The organism is Vibrio kyushuensis (assembly GCF_050337325.1).
GTDB lineage: Bacteria > Pseudomonadota > Gammaproteobacteria > Enterobacterales > Vibrionaceae > Vibrio > Vibrio kyushuensis.
Window position 1 is genome coordinate 22,943 of record NZ_JAKJSV010000003.1, and the last position, 18,716, is coordinate 41,658.

The following is an 18,716-nucleotide window of genomic DNA, read 5'->3' on the forward strand; positions in this document are numbered from 1 at the left end:
TTTGCAAGAAATACGCCAAGAGTATTAGTTAAAAGAGATCTCGATGCGATTTATTACGGTTAAATTGCAATGTCGAAAACTCATCTAATTGTTTCTGTTCTTGGGCGGCTTGCAGTTTCTGCTGTTCTGTCTGTTTCTTTTCCAGTAACCATTCATATGAACGACGCTGTTTACGTACCTCTAACCAATGCTCCTCACAGTTATCTACCTGACTTTTAAAGTGAGATTCGGCTAACTTTTGTTTCGCAAGGGTCTCATCTAACTGAGTCAAAAATCGGTTGAGGTGACCATATTGACTGGCTGTTAATCCTTCTTTACCGCGATCAATAAGTTGCTGACAATAATCTAAACGGTATTTTTCAATCTGAGATAGCTGCTCATAATAATTGTTAAGCTCGAATCGAGCTTGGTTAAGAGCTAAAACCGCTTGGTCTTCTCTGTCTTTTGATTGACCTAATAAAAATCCTAACGCATTTTCCATAACGCTATGACTCTATCTGAAGAACATTTTTTAGCATCCCAACACACATGGCATAAGGAACACTCTCTTTCATGCTCTGCTGTAAATATTCATCAAGACGAGGTTTAAGAGTAAAGGCACTATCAATGGCCTGATCCGTCCCTGGTTTATAAGCACCAATAGAGACAAGATCTTGGTTTTTACGACATATAGAGAGTACCTGCCTAACGGCTTTGGACATCAACATATGCTCGTCAGTGGTAATTTGCGGCATAACACGACTGACCGATTTCTCGACATCAATCGCTGGATAGTGCCCAGCATCGGCCATTTCACGCGACAACACTATATGTCCATCCAAGATAGCTCGAGAGGCATCCGCAATAGGATCCTGTAAATCATCACCTTCAGTTAATACGGTAAAGAAAGCAGTGATTGAGCCTTGATCATCACTACCGTTACCTGCTCGTTCTACTAACGCTGGTAATTTAGCAAATACCGAAGGTGGATAACCTTTAGTTGCTGGCGGCTCACCAACAGACAGTGCAATTTCACGCTGTGCTTGAGCAAAACGAGTCAGAGAATCCATCAGTAGCAATACATCTAAGCCTTGATCGCGAAAGTATTCAGCAACGGTTAACGCGGTTTGGCAACCTTTCAAACGCATCAAAGGCGACGAATCAGCAGGCGCGGCAACAACAACAGATCGCTGTCGACCATCAACCCCTAGTATCTCTTCAATAAATTCTTTTACTTCTCGTCCACGCTCACCAATTAGCCCGACTACGACAACTTGCGCCGTTGTACCTCGGGTCATCATGCCAAGCGTCACTGACTTACCAACACCAGAACCGGCAAATAGACCAATACGTTGACCTTTACCGACAGTCAGCAAACCGTTAATCGCTTTAAGGCCTACATCTAGTGGTTCAGTAATGGGTTTGCGTGCTAACGGGTTAATCGGGTCTGCATTAAAAGCAGCTCTTTTTTCTGTGTAGATAGGACCTAGACCATCGATGGGATTACCAACACCATCAATAACACGTCCAAGCAATTCCATACCAACAGACAAACCAACATCGGTCGTCATTGGCGTCACTTTAGCGCCCGGTAAAACACCCGTTATTTGCTCACTTGGCATTAGATAAAGATTGTCTCCAGAAAAGCCTACAACTTCGGCTTCCATCTGACCTGTCATGGTTTCAACGGTACACAAGCTGCCAATGGGAGCTCTACATCCTGTTGCCTCTAAGGTTAAGCCAACCACTCGTACCAACTTCCCAGAAGCGACGGGTTTACAGCTTACTCCTTGGGTTTTGTACTGATTGAGACGCTCGGCTAACGGAAGCATTACTCACCACCTTGATGACGGTTACTACCACAGAAACTGGCCATTACGTTGCGGATGCGTTCTTCTAATCGATAGTTAACACTCGATTCGCCCGCTTCGATTTGAACATCGCCTCGGTTCAGTGAAGGTTCGTTATGAAGTGTCCAGTTTCTAAAGTCGAGTTCTTTTTCACCGTAAGACTCGCGAATAATATCGGCATCTTCAGGGTGCAACTTAAGTGTAATGGCGTGACCTGATACTGGAAGTGCTTCAACAGATTGCTTCAGAGTATCGAGAATAACTTGAGGGTTGGTTTGAGCTTCAACGTGGACGACCTCTTTGACTAAGATAAGTACCATGTCGACGAGCTGCTTTTCAACTTGAGCGTTCATTAGCTCTAACGGCTGAGCAAACTGATTAGCAAGGGTTACAAAGGTTTGTACTTGAACGTCTATGTGCTCTTGACCAGCAGTAAGCCCTTCTGATTTACCAAGTTCGATACCTTCGCTATGACCTTCTTCTAGACCTTGCAGTTTGCCTTTTTCATAGCCTTCTTTAAAGCCCGCTTCCTGGCCTTGTAACAAGCCTTCTTGATAAGCGGCCTGTTTGATTTTTTCAATATCTTCATCGGTAAGTTGCAGTGGTTCTTCTTCGACAGGCTCTTCAAAATTAGGCACCCAACTAGGGTCGTAATTCATCGCTGTATCTTTAGCGTGCTTATTAACCTCAGCCCCGTAGTCAGGCAGCCCCCATTTCTTAGGCTGAGCGACTGAATCATCATCAAGGCGTAAAAAGCCCCGTTTTCTTTCACCTGACATGGGAAACCTTAATTATATATGTGCGTTGATACTGCTTATCTGTTCTGTCTTAAAGAGCGTTCGCTTGGGTTACGATGAGAGTCCGATTATAAGAACTCGTCAGCACCACCTGAGAGCATGATTTCACCGTTGTCCGCCATACGACGTGCAATAGCCAAGATTTCTTTCTGTGCCGCTTCTACGTCAGAGACTTTAACCGGAGCCATAGCTTCCAGATCATCTTTCATCATCTCAGCTGCACGTTTCGACATGTTCTTGAAGATCTTATCTCGCAAGGCATCATCAGCACCTTTAAGCGACTTTTGAAGTACATCTTGAGGCACGTCGCGTAGCAATTTCTGAATACCTTGATCATCAACTTCAATAAGATTTTCAAAGACAAACATAAGATCTTGAATCTGCGTCGCCATGTCTTCATCTTGATCACGAATTTGATCAATCAAGATACCTTCTACGTTGGTATCCATATAGTTCATGATTTCAGCCGCCGCTTTCAGGCCACCAATTTTGGCAGCTTGGGCACCAGCTTGACCCGCAAACTGTTTCTCCATGATTTCATTCAATTCAGCCAGTGCCGATGGTTGAACTTCTTCAAGGTTGGCGATTCGCATCATAAGATCTAATCGGTCACGCTCAGCAAATTGAGATAAAATTTCTGCCGACTGATCGGCTTCAAGATATGACAATACAATGGTTTGAATCTGAGGGTGCTCATTGATAATGATGCTGGCTACTTGGCGAGGGTCCATCCATTTCAATGAGTCCAGACCTTTCGAACCGGTACCAAGCAGAATTTGATCCACAAGGTTATTGGCTTTGTCTTCACCAAGTGCAGCCACTAATGCATTACGCATGAAGTCTTCGCTGCCCATACCGATATTCGTGTATTTTTGGATATCTTCTAAGAAAGCTCGGTGAACAGCACCAACCTTCTCTTGGCTAAGGTCTGACGCCTTAGCCATGGCGCTACCAACGCGTTGAACCTGCTTCGGCTCTAAATGACGAATAATACCTGCTGCATCATCTTCATTCAGACTCAAAAGAAGAATTGCAGCTTTTTCATCACCGGTAATTGTTGAGATATCGACGGTTTCTTCATCACCGCCAGCCCCATCTTGAGGCACAACTTCGTTAGGCATCTTCCATCCAGTTCTTCACAACTTGAGCTGCGAGCTCAGGTTCATTAGCCACTAATGCACGGACTGCTTTGAGTACATCTTCATCTTTATGGAGGTTAGGTAAGTCAATGCTCGAACCAAATTCAAACAGTTCACCACCTTCTATATCTCCACCAATTAAGCTTGTCTCACCATCGGCACCAATTGGCATGCCGTCAGGACCGTACAATCCTTCATCTTCATCAGCCGCAGGGTTGAGTAGTTTTTTCATTGCAGGGCGAACCAGTACTAAGATCACTACAACAATAACAAGCGCACTTGCAAACCAGCGAATCCAGTCATTAAAGTTAGGATGCTCCCAGATAGGGACATCTGCAATACTTTCCATTTCAGGCTGGGCAAAATTCATACTAAGAACATTTAGCAGGTCACCACGCCCTTCATTAAATCCAACCGCGCCAATTAAAACCTGGCGAATTGAATTAAGGTCACTCTCACTTAACGAAGTATAAGTCGTCTCACCCGTATCAGGGTTAACCGATGAGCTATTCTTAATTGCAACAGCGACGGTTTGACGATTAATGGTGCCCGCTTGGCGACGTTCGTGGCTAATGGTGGTGTCTAATTCAAAGTTCCGCGTCGCTTCTTTGTGTACTGAGCCTTGCCCTAGCAGCGAGCCATCTTTCATCTGCGCAACATCTTGAGGTATAGATGCATCTGCTGGCGGTTGATTACTTAACGCTCCCGGAATACCAGCAACAACATTTCCGTTATTGTAATCTTCGAGTGTGTATTCACTACGAGTTGCTGGGGTATTGGGATCGAATTGTTTACGAGTCTGTTCAATGGCGCTGAAATCAAGTTCAATATCAACCTGTGCGGTATAGTTTCCAAACCCTAGAATTGGGATTAAGACCGAGTCAATTTTCTCACGCATCGCTTGTTCTTGCTTGCGCTCTAATTCGTGTTCTTTACGACGTGCTGCTGATGCTGGATCTTGTGAACCTGAACTTAACAATCGTCCGTGTTGGTCAGTGACAGTAACACGTGTCGGTTTCATACCGGGTACTGCGCTTCCCACCATATCAACAATTGAGTCGACTTCCCCTTGTCTTAACTGAGTACCTGTTCTTAGCGTCAAGAATACCGATGCTGAAGCCTCTTGATTGTGACGAACAAACACACTTTGTTTTGGCAGAGCAAGCAAAACACGCGCTTTGCGTACTTGCTTCATCTCTTCTATCGCTTTCGAAAGCTGACGTTCGCGGCTTAATTTTAATCGCTCTAACTCTAAACGCTGTGAAACACCAAAACCCATATCTTGTAATAAGATTTCGTCTCCAGCGTGACGCTGCTGGTTTAAACCTGCTCGTGCAAGATTAAGCTTTAAATTACTGTAGTTGGCGACAGGCACCATGATGGTATTACCATCTAACGAATAATCTTGCTTTTGTTGATCTAAGTAATCTAAGACGGGGATAAGCTCATCGGTCTCATAAGCACCAAGCGGGCGCATTTCTGGCTCTTTTACCCAGAAAAAAAGCATAACAATGAGTGCGACACAGATGGATATGGAAAGAACCAGTACGACTTGGCGAAGTAGGTCTAAATCGCCAATGGCCATATCAAATTTTGATGAGCTTTTTTCGTCTAAATCTGGATTCTGCTCTTGCATGTCAAGATCAGAACTGGCGACCATAGAATGACTGTCTGCAGAGTCCGTTAGCGCTAAGTCTGTGTTTTGATTATCGTCGGCCACGTTAATTTACCTAATTTATACTGGCATGTTCATGAGTTCTTTGTATGACTCAACGAGTTTGTTACGTATTTGAATAGTGGCCTCAAAAGCAACACTAGATTTGTTTCGAGCAATCATGACATCAGACAGTGAGACGTCTTCATCACCACGGTCAAAACGCATTTGCATGTTGCCCGACGTCTTCTGTAGCCCATTCACGTTATTGAGCGCCTTGGTCAACATGTCACTAAAATCAGCACCTACAGACTGCCCTGTAGCGGTTGGTTTTGTGTTTGTGGCTTCAAGCTTTAACGCTTGCATTTCGCCTTGTAGACCATCGACTCTCATAACAACCTCAAATGCCAATTCTTTGACTTATGTTAATTCTTATCTAAAAGCAGCAATAAATATGCCATAATTTTTGCGTCTTTTTTCATATAACTCTAACCAGGAACGTCAATCCCAGCGTCGCGCATCTTAGCAAGCTTATAACGTAGTGTTCTTGGGCTAATTCCTAGCTTTTCCGCCATCTCTTTACGGCGTCCATTGCACTCAACTAACGTGTCTAAAATAATGCTGTACTCTTGGTCGCGAAGTTCACCACCTAACCCCGATGGCGGTGTCGAAGTCGCTAACGGCGAGTCAACCTGAGCAACGGGTTTAATTGTTGGCGCTGCCGTCCCTGTTTCTACGGCATGCTGTAGACCACTTGCGTCCTGCCAATCAATACCTTCAAGTAAAATGTGTTCGCCAGTAATATTTTGATTATCACTAAGAATGAGCGCTCGCTGTACCACATTATCAAGCTCACGGACATTTCCAGGCCATGTGTAGTGCAGCAACTTAGAAATCGCTTCAGCATTAAAGTGAGGAACAGGGATACCCAATTTTTTACAGTGTCGTTCAACTAAGTGCTGAGCTAAAGGTTCTATATCACCCGTTCTCTCACATAGTGCAGGCCATGTAATTGGAAAAACATTAAGACGATAATATAAATCCTCTCGGAAATTACCCTCTTGAACATACAGTTTTAAGTCTCGGTTACTGGTTGCAAGAACTCGCACGTCCAGTTGAATACTCTTACGGCTGCCTAAGCGTTCAACTTCTCGCTCTTGAATAACACGCAGTAATTTCGCCTGTAGGTTTAGGTCCATTTCGCTGATTTCATCGAGCAAGATTGTGCCACCTTGTGCTTGTTCAAATTTACCCGGACAAGCTTGAACAGCCCCAGTAAACGCACCTTTTTCATAGCCAAATAGTGTTGCTTCTAGCATGTTGTCAGGAATCGCTGCGCAGTTGATTGCGACAAACGCGCCATCTTTACGAGTTGACGCGTTATGAATATAGCGCGACATCACTTCTTTCCCGGACCCACTTGGACCAAGTACCATCACGTTTGCGTCTGTTTTCGCCACTTTGTCTGCTAGCGCTAATAGTTTAAGGCTCTTTTCATCGGCAACAATTGCATCACCGTTGTCGTCAGATTTTACCGGAGCGTAACGGCTGACCATATTAAGTAGAACTTCAGGTGCGAAGGGTTTTGCCATGTAATCAATGGCACCGTCTTTCATGGCTGATACGGCATCTTCGATATTGGCATAAGCCGTCATCAAAAGAACTGGAAGATTTGGCCAATGCTGTTTGATGTTGCGTAGAAGCGCTAAACCACCCATTCCTGCCATCTGTACGTCAGAGACAACAATATCGATAGAGTTTGATTTAAGCTTAACTAAAGCATCTTCTGCACTGTCTGCTTCTAGCCATTCATAACCCGCTAATGCTAGCGTATCGACCAAAGCTTCGCGTAGACCTTCATCGTCTTCTACAATCAAGACTTTACTTTGAGCCATTGTTATTCTCCGTTATTTGTCTCTGCTTATCAGAAACGGTCTCTTGCGTATCAGAAACCATCGTTTGACCGTCCGAGGCACTATTTTGTAATGGCAGGCACATAGTAAAGCATGCACCGTCACCTTGTTCTGAGATAAGCTCTAACGTTCCGTCATGAGCACGACAAACCATTTGTACCACAGCCAGTCCAAGACCCGTTCCCTGAGATCGAGTGGTAAAAAAAGGTTCCATAATTTTGCTTTGCAGCTCTTTAGGTACGCCTGGTCCACTATCTTGAACCGAAATTTTTAGCATGCCTTTTACTGGGCGAAAGAACACATCCACTTGAGCGCTCTTACCACTAATTTGAATCGCATTTAATACCAGATTACTTAATGCGGATGCGATTGCATTTGCATTGCCTAGAAGAGCAGTATGTTCTTCTTCCACTTCTAAGTGATAATCGATTTGATTGTTCTTTAATGCCGTCTCAACCATTGGGTTGAATTCTGTAACCAACTCACCAATCGTAAATGGTTTTACAACTTTGTTATCACCACCTTTAGCAAACAGAAGCATATCGTTCACTTGCTTCTCTAAGTCATGCAATCTGTCCATCAATTTGGATTGAAATCGATCTTTGGTTGCAGGAGGAAGGTTAGGAGCCCCTAAATTCGACGCATAAAGCATCGCGCTTGATAGTGGCGTTCGTACTTGGTGTGCCAAAGAGGCTACCATTTTACCCAATGACGATAACCGCTGGAGATCACCAATACGCGATTGAAGTAACCGGGTTTCAGTAAGATCAGTGATTAAAATAAGTTGGCCGGTATGCGAAGCAGAAATTGCTAATCTCACCTTGCGTCCATTCCGTAATGAAATCTCGTGACCATCATCTTCACGAGGTGAGAATGCCGTTTGAATAACGGTGAACCACTTTTCTCCAATCAATGAGACTTCAAGTAATTTTTGAGCTTCAGGATTAGCTTCACGCACAACACCTTGAGTATCTAATAAAATGACACCCGCAGGCATCACGTCTAACACTTGTTTATAGCGTTCGACCTGATCTTCTAGTGTTCCTAAATGCGATTGATGTTCAGTGATCTCTGGTGTTTGCATGTCGACTTTCTGCCAATAAAACTACAATAGCCTAACATGCAATTAGCACGCCAGGCTATTATCGTTATATATCAACACGTTAGTTTAATGCCAACTTATTGACAGACTATCGTTGCAGGTTGTACTTCCGCATTTTCTCAACCAGTGTTGTTCGTCTCATGCCAAGCATATCGGCCGCTCTAGCGACGACGCCGCTCTGGGCATCTAATGCTTGGTTGATCATGTTAACTTCAAGTTCTGCAAGAAGCTCCTTGAGGTTAAGACCTTCAGGTGGCAGAGATTGCGGTGCATGATCATGCGTGTGATCGGCAAAGCCATCGGCTGAATCTAAACTAAAGTCTTCTGAGAAAATATCGGCTAAAACGTCACGTTCCTGTTCTTCAATGGAAGCAAAACTTGATTGCTCCGGTTGAAACTCTGGAATGTCGCTATAGCGATATTTGGTTGGAAGATGGTTAACGTCCACTAAACTATTCGGGTACAGAATAATCATTCTTTCAATCAAATTCGCAAGCTCACGAACATTACCTGGCCAATCATGTTCCATCAGCGAGTTTATCGATCTCGGTGTAAAGCAAATTGGCTGGCCGCCTTCTGCTTCCATTCGCGTCATTAACTCTTGAAGTAGCAAAGGGATATCATCTTTACGGTCTTTTAACGCTGGCATTTCGATTGGAAACACATTTAAGCGGTAATAAAGATCTTCACGAAATGACTCAGCGTCAATCATGCCTTCGAGATTTCGGTGCGTTGCTGCAACCACTCTTACATTAACTTTAATGGTGGTATTTCCACCGACGCGCTCGAAACAACGTTCTTGAAGAACACGAAGTAGCTTAACCTGCATCGGCATTGGCATATCGCCAATTTCATCTAAAAAGAGTGTGCCACCTTCAGCAAGTTCAAAACGCCCTTTTCTTGAAGTGATCGCGCCAGTAAATGCGCCTTTTTCATGACCAAACAGTTCGCTTTCCAATAAATCAGGTGGAATAGCACCACAGTTAATCGGCACAAATGGGCCATTTCGGCGAGTTGAATGGTAGTGGATGTTACGTGCAACAACCTCTTTACCCGTCCCTGATTCTCCAAGGATGAGTACATTGGCTTCGGTATCAGAAACTTGCTCAATTAGGTGCCTAACCTCTTGAATGCCCAGGCTTTGCCCAACTAAACTACGAAATAGCGTATTTTTCCTTGAAGCAGCGGAGGTCTGGACTCCCTTTCGACCAAGGAAATCTTTGCAATGCCTGAGGGCTTCACTCAGTTGAGGATAGTTAAGTGGAAACTCCAACTCTCCAATATATTGAGGATAATCGTCGACTGGATAAGATTGTTTACCCGCGACTAATAGTGGAATATGGTGAGCAGTTGATAGCTTTTGACTCAAGCTCGAAGGCAGTACTTGTCCTTGTAAAGAACCAATGATGCATCCTGCTGCAAACTTAGACCAATCGAGATCTTCGATTTGATCTGACGTCACTACTTCACACTGTTCTCCGACGAATTCTAAAATATTACTCAGATTGATTCGCACTTGTGCGTCATCTTCGATCACAAGTATTTTTGCTAAACCATGCATAGGTGAGAATGATTGCCTTCATTTTGATAAGTTGGTGGCTAAGTCTAATAGTCCGGAAACAAGGCGCTTACTTTGATAAGAGCTACTATAACGATAGACAATTTATATAAATCAGCAACAAAAAAAGCCACTACAATACTGTAAGTGGCTTCTATTTTATTTGATTAAAAAAATAAGGCAACTAAGCAATTACTTGTTGTGAGGTTAATGTCATCTTTTGCTTAGTAATTACATGCCAACGTCAGAGGCAGTTAAATTATGATATTCAGCCGGAATTTGGTCCCATGCTGACTTAATTTCACGAATAATGTCGATAACATCGTCGATTGGCTGCGGATCATTTTTGTGATTTGCGGCCGAAATCTGAGTGATCATGAACTCATATAACTGGTCCAAGTTTTTTGCAACGTCTCCGCCATCACTCATCGATAAGCAGCTTCTTAAGCTAATAATGATGTCCAATGCCTTGCCTAAACGCTCCCCTTTCACTGGGATGTTTCCTTGCTGCATTGCGGCTTTACCTTGAATCAGTCGCTCAATGGCACCGGCCATTAGCATCTGTACAATCTTATGCGGTGACGCTGCACTTAATTGACTGTCTACTGATACTTTTTTGTATGCCTGTAATGAACCACGCATAGCTTTCCTCTTCTATAAAAACTTCTTGTACTGTTGAACAGACTTATTACCGTAGCGGTATTTTTTAAGGGCATTGCCGATCTGCATTGTTTCTGATTGCATTAAACCGACAATCCGTTTGGTCTGTTCAACCAAAGAGAGCCAATCTTCTGACTCAGCAAAACTCGGATTTTCTTTTATATAGTTTAAGATATTTTGCAATATCTGTTCCCTTTTATCGACCAGTCCAACGATTTCTCCAGCATCAAAGTCATCTTTCTGTAAAATCGCTGTGATTTGGTGATCGATATCACGTATTTCTGTTGTTACAACCATCACATCTGCTAGAACCATCGTGGAAACCTATAGGGTCATGCTCAATTATCAACCTAGAGCATTCATCATACCAGCCAGCTGATACTGCATCTTGCTAGTTGAATCTTGCATACTGGCAAACTTGGAGTGGGTTCGTTTCTCAAGACCATCCATCCGGCGATCGAGTGCCGCTTGATCATCGACTAAGCGGTAATTTCTCTCCACTAAGCTCTGCTCACGTGTTCTTATTGTCCCCGTTGCATTCGTCATACTATGAATGGCATCTTCGACTTTTTTAGCAAATCCTTGGTTACCACCAAAGAAGTCACCTAACTTAGTAAAGTTGTTGTTGAGCTGGCGATCAAGCATATTGTAGTTAATTTCTAACGTACCTTGCCTAGTGGTGGTAATACCAAATTCGGTCAAGCTTTTTAGCTCATCAGGTGCAGGCTCAATACTTGATGAGAACACCGACTTTAACCTTGAATCAGCACTTCGGATGATGCTGTCACCAGCCAGTGGCCCACCTTGCCCGGTACGCGGGTCAACTCCACCTAGCTCTTTACTGGTCTGATAAAACTGGTTATAGGCTGCGACAAACTGCTCAATGTCTTCTCGAACACCTTGTCTATCATACTCAATGTCAATTTCAGCGGGTGCTTTACCCACTTCAGACTTGCCTTTAACGGTAAGATCAACACCTTCTATCGCGTTTTCAATGACATTGTTGTGACTAGAGAGTTGAGCGACACCATCAAGCATCACTTTAGAGTCTTGGGCCGCTTGAACTTGAGTCATGCCGACGTAGGTATCAAATGCATTTTGAGCCGATATCAAATCAGCATCTGCTTGATCGACACGTTCTAAATAAGCACGCTCTTCTGGCGTCAGCTTGGCTCGTTCTAGTTGCTTCGCTCGTTCAGGTGTCATTTCACCGGAAGCAACGGCACGTTCGATAGAAGCTTTTTCAGCCGCTAACTTACGGTCAAGCGCTTGTTTTGCTTCTTTAGGTGTGACGTAAGAATCGGTTAGTGTACCTGATGCACTGTTGCTCCAGCCTGGAACATCTGGTGCTTTCTCAAGTGCTTTAGCATCAAGCTCAGGTGCAGGTTCGTAATAGGAATCGAGGAGCGTACCAGAGGCTGTTTCCGTCCACCCTGGAATACGGTCCTGAGGTTTTTGGTACTTGTTGGCGTCAGCTGCTGCTGCGATAGCATCTTTGGATAACTCATTACCCGCAGTACCGGCTTTTTCAGCATTAGGGTCAGCTGAAATGGCGGCATCAGAAGCTTCTTCTGCTAACTCTTCATCGACGCCCTTTGCGGCATCACTGATCTTTTCAGCAACTTTTTGCGCAAACTTTTGTTCAAGTGGTGAAAGTGGGCTAATCAATTGCTGAGCAGCTGAACGTGCTTTTTCTAAATCTTTAACACGTTCTTCGAGGGTTTTATATTCAAGCTTATTAAGTGGGTCATGTAAGCCCGCTTGTGCTGAAATCTTGATAGCATTGTCATGTCCTGAAAGGTTTGATGCGACAATGAGTCTTGGGCCTTCCATATCATTGATAACCGAGGCACGTACGCCTGGGTTACTTTTATTACCGTTTATTTCACGTACGACATCGACCAACGTAGCGTTTTCTTTTACATCGATGGTGAAGTCATCTTTACCCAGTTGAATCTGCAGCTTACCAGGGCCAAATTTGTCATCTGGTGATAACACATCAGATGCCACTTTATGACTCTGCGCAAGCTGCAACACATCGATAGCATACCTACCAGCCATTGCTTCCGTGTTTGCGGTTGCAGCGACGACACTTTCATTCGTAGTGCCGACAGTTCTTGCTGCAAACGCTTTATTCTGACGAAAGCTAGCCATTAGGTCTTTCATCGTATCCAGCGACTCTTTGAGTCGACCATAGGCACTAATACTAGCATCAATATTAGTCCGCTCATTATCAATACGTTGCTGCTTAGGCATACGCTCTGCATTGACAATTTTGCTGACCATAGAATTGATATCCATGCCAGTATTCATCCCCATAGGGCCTAAACTCATTAAATCACCTCAAAAAACACGATTATACCTTGTCAATAACCAACCCTGATGAATAGCGGGCGGCTTGATCTCGAAGGCGGCGTAACACCTCTAGCATCTCCTCTTCCGGTATCTGACGAATAATATCACCAGTACTGGCCTCATAGATGGTAACAACGTCCCTTCCTGATTGTTCATCAACACGGAAGGATAAACCAGTATTAATAGAGGAGATAAAGTCATTCATCTGCTCTACCATCATTTCACGCTCTTGCTTGTTAAGCTTTTCTCGCTGTTTTACCAGCTCGATTGTTGCTTCAACAGATTGAACATGCCTTCGATTTATTTCTGACGCTTTATTACCCTCCGTTCGGGAGGAAACGTTCGGGGCACCATTGTTTTCTGAAGCAAGTTTAATGCCACTATTTGAGCCGTAAGGCTGGATGTTCGATGTGTTGGATGATATTTCCATAACAATCTCCCCTCCACCTTATAGGTTGGTAACCATACAGTCACCTTTCCCAATAAGCTCCTGACGAAACCTACCGATCAACCTAACAAGCTAAGAGCTGCAGATGGTGACTGCTTCGCCTGAGCTAGCACTGACGTACTCGCTTGTTGCAGTATTTGCGATTTCGTCATTTGCGTTGTTTCTTTTGCGTAATCGGTATCTTGAATACGGCTTCGAGAGGCATTAACGTTCTCGTTGATGTTGTCCAAGTTACTGATCGCATGTCCAAATCTATTTTGGAATGCACCTAAAGATGCACGCTGACTATCAACCGCTTTTAACGCGCCATCAATCACCGAAACACCTTCTTGTGAACCAGCAACGGTTGTTACGTTAACATCTGCTACGGTCACATCTTTTGCTGCACCAAAACCTATTTCACCACCTAGGCCGCCACCAATGGCTACGTCACCAGAAACCTTTTGGCTAGACGCGTACAATTGAAGTTTGCCCTCTTCCCCAACGGAAGCTTTGACATCCTCACTTTGACCATTAATGTAAGTGGCAAGCTGCTCCATATCATCACCTTGTTTGGCATTGATAGTGAGTGCTTTTGCTACCCCGTTTTGATCATTATAGTTCAGTGTGAGATCCGTTGCTGCATCTACTTTCCAATCAGGTGTTTGACCGTTTGTAGCCACATAACTTTTCCCCCCCATAGTCATCGTATCTGAACGCATATTACCCATGCTGAGCATGACCGCTTCACCAGAGCCTGCGCCAATTTGAAATGACTGATTACCAAACGAGCCATTAAGCAGTTTATTACCACCAAATGAGGTTGTTTCGGCAATACGATTTAACTCGTTATTTAGGGCGGAGACTTCTTCTTGAATCGCTACTCGCTCTGAACGAGAGTTAGAACCATTTGAAGATTGAAGGGAAAGATCACGCATACGTTGCAAGATATTGGTGGTTTCATTCATTGCCCCTTCTGCTGTCTGAGCAATCGAAATACCATCATTGGCATTTTTTACCGCCATGTCTAAGCCACGACTTTGCGAGGTTAAACGGTTGGAAATTTGAAGACCTGCCGCATCATCCCTGGCACTATTTATCTTGTAACCGGACGATAGGCGTTCCATCGACTTTTGAGTCCCGTCAGCAGCACCATTTAGATAGCGCTGCGCGGTCATCGCCGACACATTTGTGTTTACGTTAATTGCCATTGTTGATCTCCTTCGGCATTTAGGTTGATGCGCCGTCGTGTCTCTCACCTCACTTTGACGCATCTCATTTCTCTCAGTCCTGTAACGGCCAAGGGCAAATAAGCTTTAGGAAATATTTAATTATTTTTTGATTTAATTTTGTACAAAATAAAAATGTGAGCAATAACAAATAAATAAAAACATATGCAACTAAAAACTGGCAGTATTACAATTTTCGGCTATAAGCCAATATTTGCCGAATATATAGAAACGATAAATATCTAAAGCCGTAACATAACAAAAACTAACTTTAGCTAAATACAAAAAAAATCCAGCCTAAGCTGGATTTTGGATTGCTCATTTAAGAGCTACTTTGAGAATTCTTTCTAGAGACTAGATGGAACCCTAAAGCTAAATCTATTCTAAAACCAAATGTATTCTAAAACTTGGTTTAGCCTAATAGGCTAAGCGCAGAGTTTGGCGCTTGTTTCGCTTGAGCAAGAATTGAGCTTGATGCTTGCGAAAGAATTTGTGTTTTAGTGAGTGCCGTTGTTTCTTTAGCAAAGTCTGTATCTTTGATTCGGCTCTTAGACGCATTTACGTTTTCGTTGATGTTATCTAAGTTGCTGATTGCATGGTCGAAACGGTTTTGGAATGCACCTAGCTCAGCACGGTGACTATCTACAAAGTTCAATGCAGTATCGATGATAGCTACTGACTCTTGTGCGCCACCTACAGAAGTTACATCAATATCATTTACAGTTACTGCTTGACCAGGTTGGAAACCTAGCTCACCAGAGAGTGCACCACCAAATGCGACATCACCTTCTACTTTGTTTGCGCCAGCTAACATTTGCAGTTGGCCGTCTTCATTTACTGAAGCTTTAATGAAATCTTGTTGACCGTTAATGTAAGTCGCAAGTTGCTCAATATCATCGCCTTCTTTAGCATTGATAGTTAGCGCCTGATCTTGACCAAAGTTATCTTTGAATGTCATTGTCAAATCGCTGCCGCCAGCTTGTACTGACCAGTCTTTGTCTTGACCGTTAGCCGTTTGGTAGCTTGTACCGCCCATTCCTGCATTATCACTACGCATGTTGTTAAGAGACAACATTACTGCTTCACCGTTGTCTGCACCAATTTGGAAAGACTTAGTATCAAACGTGCCGTTTAGCAGTTTATTACCACCAAATGAAGTGGTTTCTGCGATACGGTTTAGCTCGTTGTTAAGCGCGCTAACTTCTTCTTGAATCGCTACACGCTCAGATTTTGAGTTAGAGCCATTTGCTGATTGTAGAGATAGGTCACGCATACGTTGCAGAATGTTCGTAGTCTCATTCATTGCACCTTCAGCGGTTTGAGCAATTGAAATACCGTCGTTTGCATTACGTACCGCAACATCAAGACCACGACTTTGAACATTCAAACGGTTTGAGATTTGAAGGCCAGCAGCGTCATCTTTTGCGCTGTTGATCTTGAAGCCAGATGATAGGCGTTCCATTGACGTTTGTTGTGCGTTGTTCGCGCTGTTTAGGTAACGCTGTGCTGTCATTGCTGATACGTTAGTATTTACGTTCACTGCCATGGTATATCTCCAATTGATTCTTCGATGGTTCAGGTTTCCGATGTCTCGAAAAACCAAGCTGTTCTTTTAAAGTTACTTTTATTAACGGCACCCTTTTCCAAACCTTGAGAATATTTTTACGTTTTTTATAAAAAAAATGCTTTTGAGATACAAATCGTGATATATCGTTCAAATTATGAACATATCGATAATTTTTACTAAAGGATTGCCTATCTCTGCCGATGATTTCACGCTCACATTAAGAGACAGTTTTTTATTGGAACGGAATAGATAAGGAAAGAAACTGTAGATTAACCTAATAGCGTAAGCGCTAAGTTAGGCTGCTGTTTAGCTTGAGCTAAAATTGAAGTACTCACTTGTTGGAGGATTTGTTGCTTGACCATTTGCGTGGTTTCTTTCGCATAATCTGTATCTTTAATACGACTATTGGAAGCGGCTAGATTTTCATGAACGTTATCTAGGTTGTTAATCGCATGACCAAACCGATTTTGCATCCCCCCCAGTTCAGCTCGGTGACTATCTACATATTCTAGTGCGGTATCAATGATAGACACCGCTCGCTGCGCGCCACCCACATCAGTAATGTCTACATTATCAACCGCTTCGTAGCCAACTAACGACAGCTGCAGCTCTGATGCAAGCTCACCTGAAAAGGCGATAGTTCCTGATGTTTCTTTTCCAGACATATAAATTTGAAGCTGGCCTTCATCATTCACTGATGCAGAGACCGCGTTAGTTTGCCCATTAATGTAGGTCGCTAGCTGCTCTATGTCATCACCAGTTTTGGCGTCGATCTGAATGGTCTGCAGATCACCAATGGCATCGGTATACTGCATACTGAGTGTTTGTGACCCTTGGCTCACTCGCCAATTTGAGTCAGCCTTTCCTGCTGCAAGGTAACTAAAACCACCCATCCTTAAATCGTCAGAGCGCATTGAGTTTAACGAGACTTGTACTGCTTCACCTGAGCTAGCACCAATTTGAAAAGCAGACTCTCCAAACGAGCCATTGAGTAACTTTCGACCACCAAAAGAGGTCGTTTCAGCGATTCTGTTCAATTCAGCATTTAAAGCGCTCATTTCTTCTTGTAATGCAATTCGTTCTGACTTGCTGTTAGAACCATTTGCGGACTGCAAGGAAAGATCACGCATTCTCTGAAGTAAGTTGGTCGACTCTTGCATCGCACCTTCTGCTGTCTGCATGATCGAAATACCATCATTGGCGTTTCGAACTGCAACATCGAGACCGCGCATTTGAGACTCAAGACGATTTGAGATTTGCAGACCAGCAGCATCATCTTTGGCACTATTAATACGACTCCCCGAAGCCAAACGCTCAAGAGATTGGTTCAGCATGTTCGTCGCATTGCCTAAATGGCGCTGCGCAGTCAGTGCTGAAACATTGGTATTAACCGTTATTGCCATAAATTCCTCTGTTAAAACAACGTATTGATGACACGTGTTTATGCTGATTTGCTAAAGATAAATCACTGCCTCTTTATTTATCGGTCATTTGTAGGGAATCTTTAACAAAAAAACGGGCACAAGGCCCGTTTTTTCATTAACTTAAAAAGATTACTTAACTGCTAATTCCTGCAACATCTCAGCAGAAGGCGCGAAGAAGTAAGCACCGGTTACCGCTTTAGTAAAACGAAGCAGTTGATCCGTTTTGCCATCTGTTTCGCCATACATGCTTTCAAGCATCACTTTAAAGTTATGGATGCGATTACAGTAAGCAATAAATAGAAGCCCATGCTCACCACTAGCACTACCATAAGGTAGGCTGTGACGCACAATTTTCACCGCCTTACCCTCTTCTTTAATGTCTACTCTGCCAACGTGAGAGGCGGCAGGAACATCGTCTAGCTCAATTGAATCAGGCTTAGTACGGCCAACCACTTTCTCTTGCGCAGCAACATTCAGTCTGTGCCATGAAGGAAGATCATGAACAAAGCGCTGCACCATTACATAACTACCACCCGCAAATTCTCCCTGAGGAATTATAGCGACCTCTTGGCGAACTTCATTTTTCGGATTTTCAGTACCATCTACGAAGTCTGTCATATCGCGAGAGTCTAAGTAACGGTAACCATTGGTTTCATCTACTACATCAACATCTTGAGTAATATCAGCCAACAGCTTTCTTAGAACATAGAAGTGCAAGTCATGGCGGTTTGAATGACAGTGGATGAGTACATCTACATCACTACTTGGTGCTGTAATATCACCGCTACCTAGCGTTGGAAAATCAATAAGCTCACTTGGCGTCGATTGATTCAACTGTGACCATAGTGAGTGAGTAAAAGCGACAGACACCGATAATTCAGCTTCTGGCTGAGCATCATTAACACTATCAACTAATGCAGGAAGCGCTTTGAGATGACCCAATACCGCTGCTGTATTTTGTTTGATTTTTAATAACGTATATTGTGCAAATGGACCTGCTTCTGGCAGGATTGCACTTTGTGGTTGCGACATTAACTCGTCCTCATATTTCGAATTCTTATT

Annotated in this window: 17 protein-coding genes; all 17 read right to left on the reverse strand. The window is 43.5% G+C overall.

Going from position 1 to position 18,716, the window contains the following annotated elements:
* Positions 1–28: 28 nt before the first annotated feature.
* Complete coding sequence (gene fliJ, locus L4D20_RS06575; RefSeq protein WP_428800797.1) at positions 29–481, reverse strand: flagellar export protein FliJ; 453 nt, start codon at positions 479–481, stop codon at positions 29–31.
* 4 nt (positions 482–485) lie between these two features.
* Positions 486–1,811, reverse strand: a complete 1,326-nt coding sequence (fliI, locus tag L4D20_RS06580) for a flagellar protein export ATPase FliI (RefSeq protein ID WP_428800798.1) — start codon at positions 1,809–1,811, stop codon at positions 486–488.
* The gene (fliH, locus tag L4D20_RS06585) at positions 1,811–2,608 is read right to left on the reverse strand and encodes a flagellar assembly protein FliH (protein ID WP_428800799.1); all 798 of its coding nucleotides are present in this window, start codon (positions 2,606–2,608) and stop codon (positions 1,811–1,813) included. The genes fliI and fliH overlap by 1 nt, the downstream gene beginning before the upstream one ends.
* A gap of 86 nt (positions 2,609–2,694) precedes the next feature.
* Positions 2,695–3,747 (reverse strand): flagellar motor switch protein FliG, encoded by a 1,053-nt coding sequence (gene fliG / locus L4D20_RS06590; RefSeq protein ID WP_428800800.1) that lies wholly within the window; start codon positions 3,745–3,747, stop codon positions 2,695–2,697.
* Entirely contained in the window at positions 3,740–5,485 is a 1,746-nt protein-coding gene (gene fliF / locus L4D20_RS06595; RefSeq protein ID WP_428800801.1) for a flagellar basal-body MS-ring/collar protein FliF, read from the reverse strand. Before fliF ends, fliG begins: the two co-directional genes overlap by 8 nt.
* Before the next feature lie 15 nt (positions 5,486–5,500).
* Positions 5,501–5,812, reverse strand: coding sequence for a flagellar hook-basal body complex protein FliE (gene fliE, locus L4D20_RS06600; RefSeq protein WP_428800802.1), 312 nt, complete (start codon positions 5,810–5,812; stop codon positions 5,501–5,503).
* Between the two features lie 95 nt (positions 5,813–5,907).
* A complete protein-coding gene (locus L4D20_RS06605; RefSeq protein WP_428800803.1) occupies positions 5,908–7,314 on the reverse strand; it encodes a sigma-54-dependent transcriptional regulator in 1,407 nt (468 codons plus the stop codon).
* The gene (locus L4D20_RS06610) at positions 7,301–8,416 is read right to left on the reverse strand and encodes a sensor histidine kinase (RefSeq protein WP_428800804.1); all 1,116 of its coding nucleotides are present in this window, start codon (positions 8,414–8,416) and stop codon (positions 7,301–7,303) included. The genes L4D20_RS06605 and L4D20_RS06610 overlap by 14 nt, the downstream gene beginning before the upstream one ends.
* Before the next feature lie 106 nt (positions 8,417–8,522).
* Positions 8,523–9,995 (reverse strand): sigma-54 dependent transcriptional regulator, encoded by a 1,473-nt coding sequence (locus L4D20_RS06615; RefSeq protein ID WP_428800805.1) that lies wholly within the window; start codon positions 9,993–9,995, stop codon positions 8,523–8,525.
* Between the two features lie 228 nt (positions 9,996–10,223).
* The gene (gene fliS / locus L4D20_RS06620) at positions 10,224–10,634 is read right to left on the reverse strand and encodes a flagellar export chaperone FliS (protein WP_428800806.1); all 411 of its coding nucleotides are present in this window, start codon (positions 10,632–10,634) and stop codon (positions 10,224–10,226) included.
* A gap of 12 nt (positions 10,635–10,646) precedes the next feature.
* Entirely contained in the window at positions 10,647–10,967 is a 321-nt protein-coding gene (locus L4D20_RS06625) for a flagellar protein FliT (protein WP_428800807.1), read from the reverse strand.
* Between the two features lie 30 nt (positions 10,968–10,997).
* Entirely contained in the window at positions 10,998–12,986 is a 1,989-nt protein-coding gene (gene fliD / locus L4D20_RS06630) for a flagellar filament capping protein FliD (RefSeq protein WP_428800808.1), read from the reverse strand.
* Between the two features lie 22 nt (positions 12,987–13,008).
* A complete protein-coding gene (gene flaG, locus L4D20_RS06635) occupies positions 13,009–13,437 on the reverse strand; it encodes a flagellar protein FlaG (RefSeq protein WP_428800809.1) in 429 nt (142 codons plus the stop codon).
* A 77-nt stretch (positions 13,438–13,514) separates the two neighbouring features.
* Positions 13,515–14,645, reverse strand: coding sequence for a flagellin (locus L4D20_RS06640; protein ID WP_428800810.1), 1,131 nt, complete (start codon positions 14,643–14,645; stop codon positions 13,515–13,517).
* 430 nt (positions 14,646–15,075) lie between these two features.
* Positions 15,076–16,209, reverse strand: a complete 1,134-nt coding sequence (locus tag L4D20_RS06645) for a flagellin (protein WP_428800811.1) — start codon at positions 16,207–16,209, stop codon at positions 15,076–15,078.
* A gap of 290 nt (positions 16,210–16,499) precedes the next feature.
* Positions 16,500–17,633, reverse strand: a complete 1,134-nt coding sequence (locus L4D20_RS06650) for a flagellin (protein ID WP_428800812.1) — start codon at positions 17,631–17,633, stop codon at positions 16,500–16,502.
* 150 nt (positions 17,634–17,783) lie between these two features.
* A complete protein-coding gene (locus L4D20_RS06655) occupies positions 17,784–18,686 on the reverse strand; it encodes a Dyp-type peroxidase (RefSeq protein ID WP_428800813.1) in 903 nt (300 codons plus the stop codon).
* Positions 18,687–18,716 lie beyond the last annotated feature (30 nt).

Coding starts and splice junctions, on each gene's coding strand:
- L4D20_RS06610 (WP_428800804.1), bottom strand. CDS start 8,416: ATGCAAACACCAGAGATCACTGAACATCAATCGCATTTAGGAACACTA.
- L4D20_RS06650 (WP_428800812.1), bottom strand. CDS start 17,633: ATGGCAATAACGGTTAATACCAATGTTTCAGCACTGACTGCGCAGCGC.
- fliH (WP_428800799.1), bottom strand. CDS start 2,608: ATGTCAGGTGAAAGAAAACGGGGCTTTTTACGCCTTGATGATGATTCA.
- flaG (WP_428800809.1), bottom strand. CDS start 13,437: ATGGAAATATCATCCAACACATCGAACATCCAGCCTTACGGCTCAAAT.
- L4D20_RS06625 (WP_428800807.1), bottom strand. CDS start 10,967: ATGGTTCTAGCAGATGTGATGGTTGTAACAACAGAAATACGTGATATC.
- fliI (WP_428800798.1), bottom strand. CDS start 1,811: ATGCTTCCGTTAGCCGAGCGTCTCAATCAGTACAAAACCCAAGGAGTA.
- fliD (WP_428800808.1), bottom strand. CDS start 12,986: ATGAGTTTAGGCCCTATGGGGATGAATACTGGCATGGATATCAATTCT.
- fliG (WP_428800800.1), bottom strand. CDS start 3,747: ATGCCTAACGAAGTTGTGCCTCAAGATGGGGCTGGCGGTGATGAAGAA.
- fliS (WP_428800806.1), bottom strand. CDS start 10,634: ATGCGTGGTTCATTACAGGCATACAAAAAAGTATCAGTAGACAGTCAA.
- fliE (WP_428800802.1), bottom strand. CDS start 5,812: ATGAGAGTCGATGGTCTACAAGGCGAAATGCAAGCGTTAAAGCTTGAA.
- L4D20_RS06645 (WP_428800811.1), bottom strand. CDS start 16,209: ATGGCAGTGAACGTAAATACTAACGTATCAGCAATGACAGCACAGCGT.
- L4D20_RS06615 (WP_428800805.1), bottom strand. CDS start 9,995: ATGCATGGTTTAGCAAAAATACTTGTGATCGAAGATGACGCACAAGTG.
- fliJ (WP_428800797.1), bottom strand. CDS start 481: ATGGAAAATGCGTTAGGATTTTTATTAGGTCAATCAAAAGACAGAGAA.
- L4D20_RS06640 (WP_428800810.1), bottom strand. CDS start 14,645: ATGGCAATTAACGTAAACACAAATGTGTCGGCGATGACCGCGCAGCGC.
- L4D20_RS06605 (WP_428800803.1), bottom strand. CDS start 7,314: ATGGCTCAAAGTAAAGTCTTGATTGTAGAAGACGATGAAGGTCTACGC.
- L4D20_RS06655 (WP_428800813.1), bottom strand. CDS start 18,686: ATGTCGCAACCACAAAGTGCAATCCTGCCAGAAGCAGGTCCATTTGCA.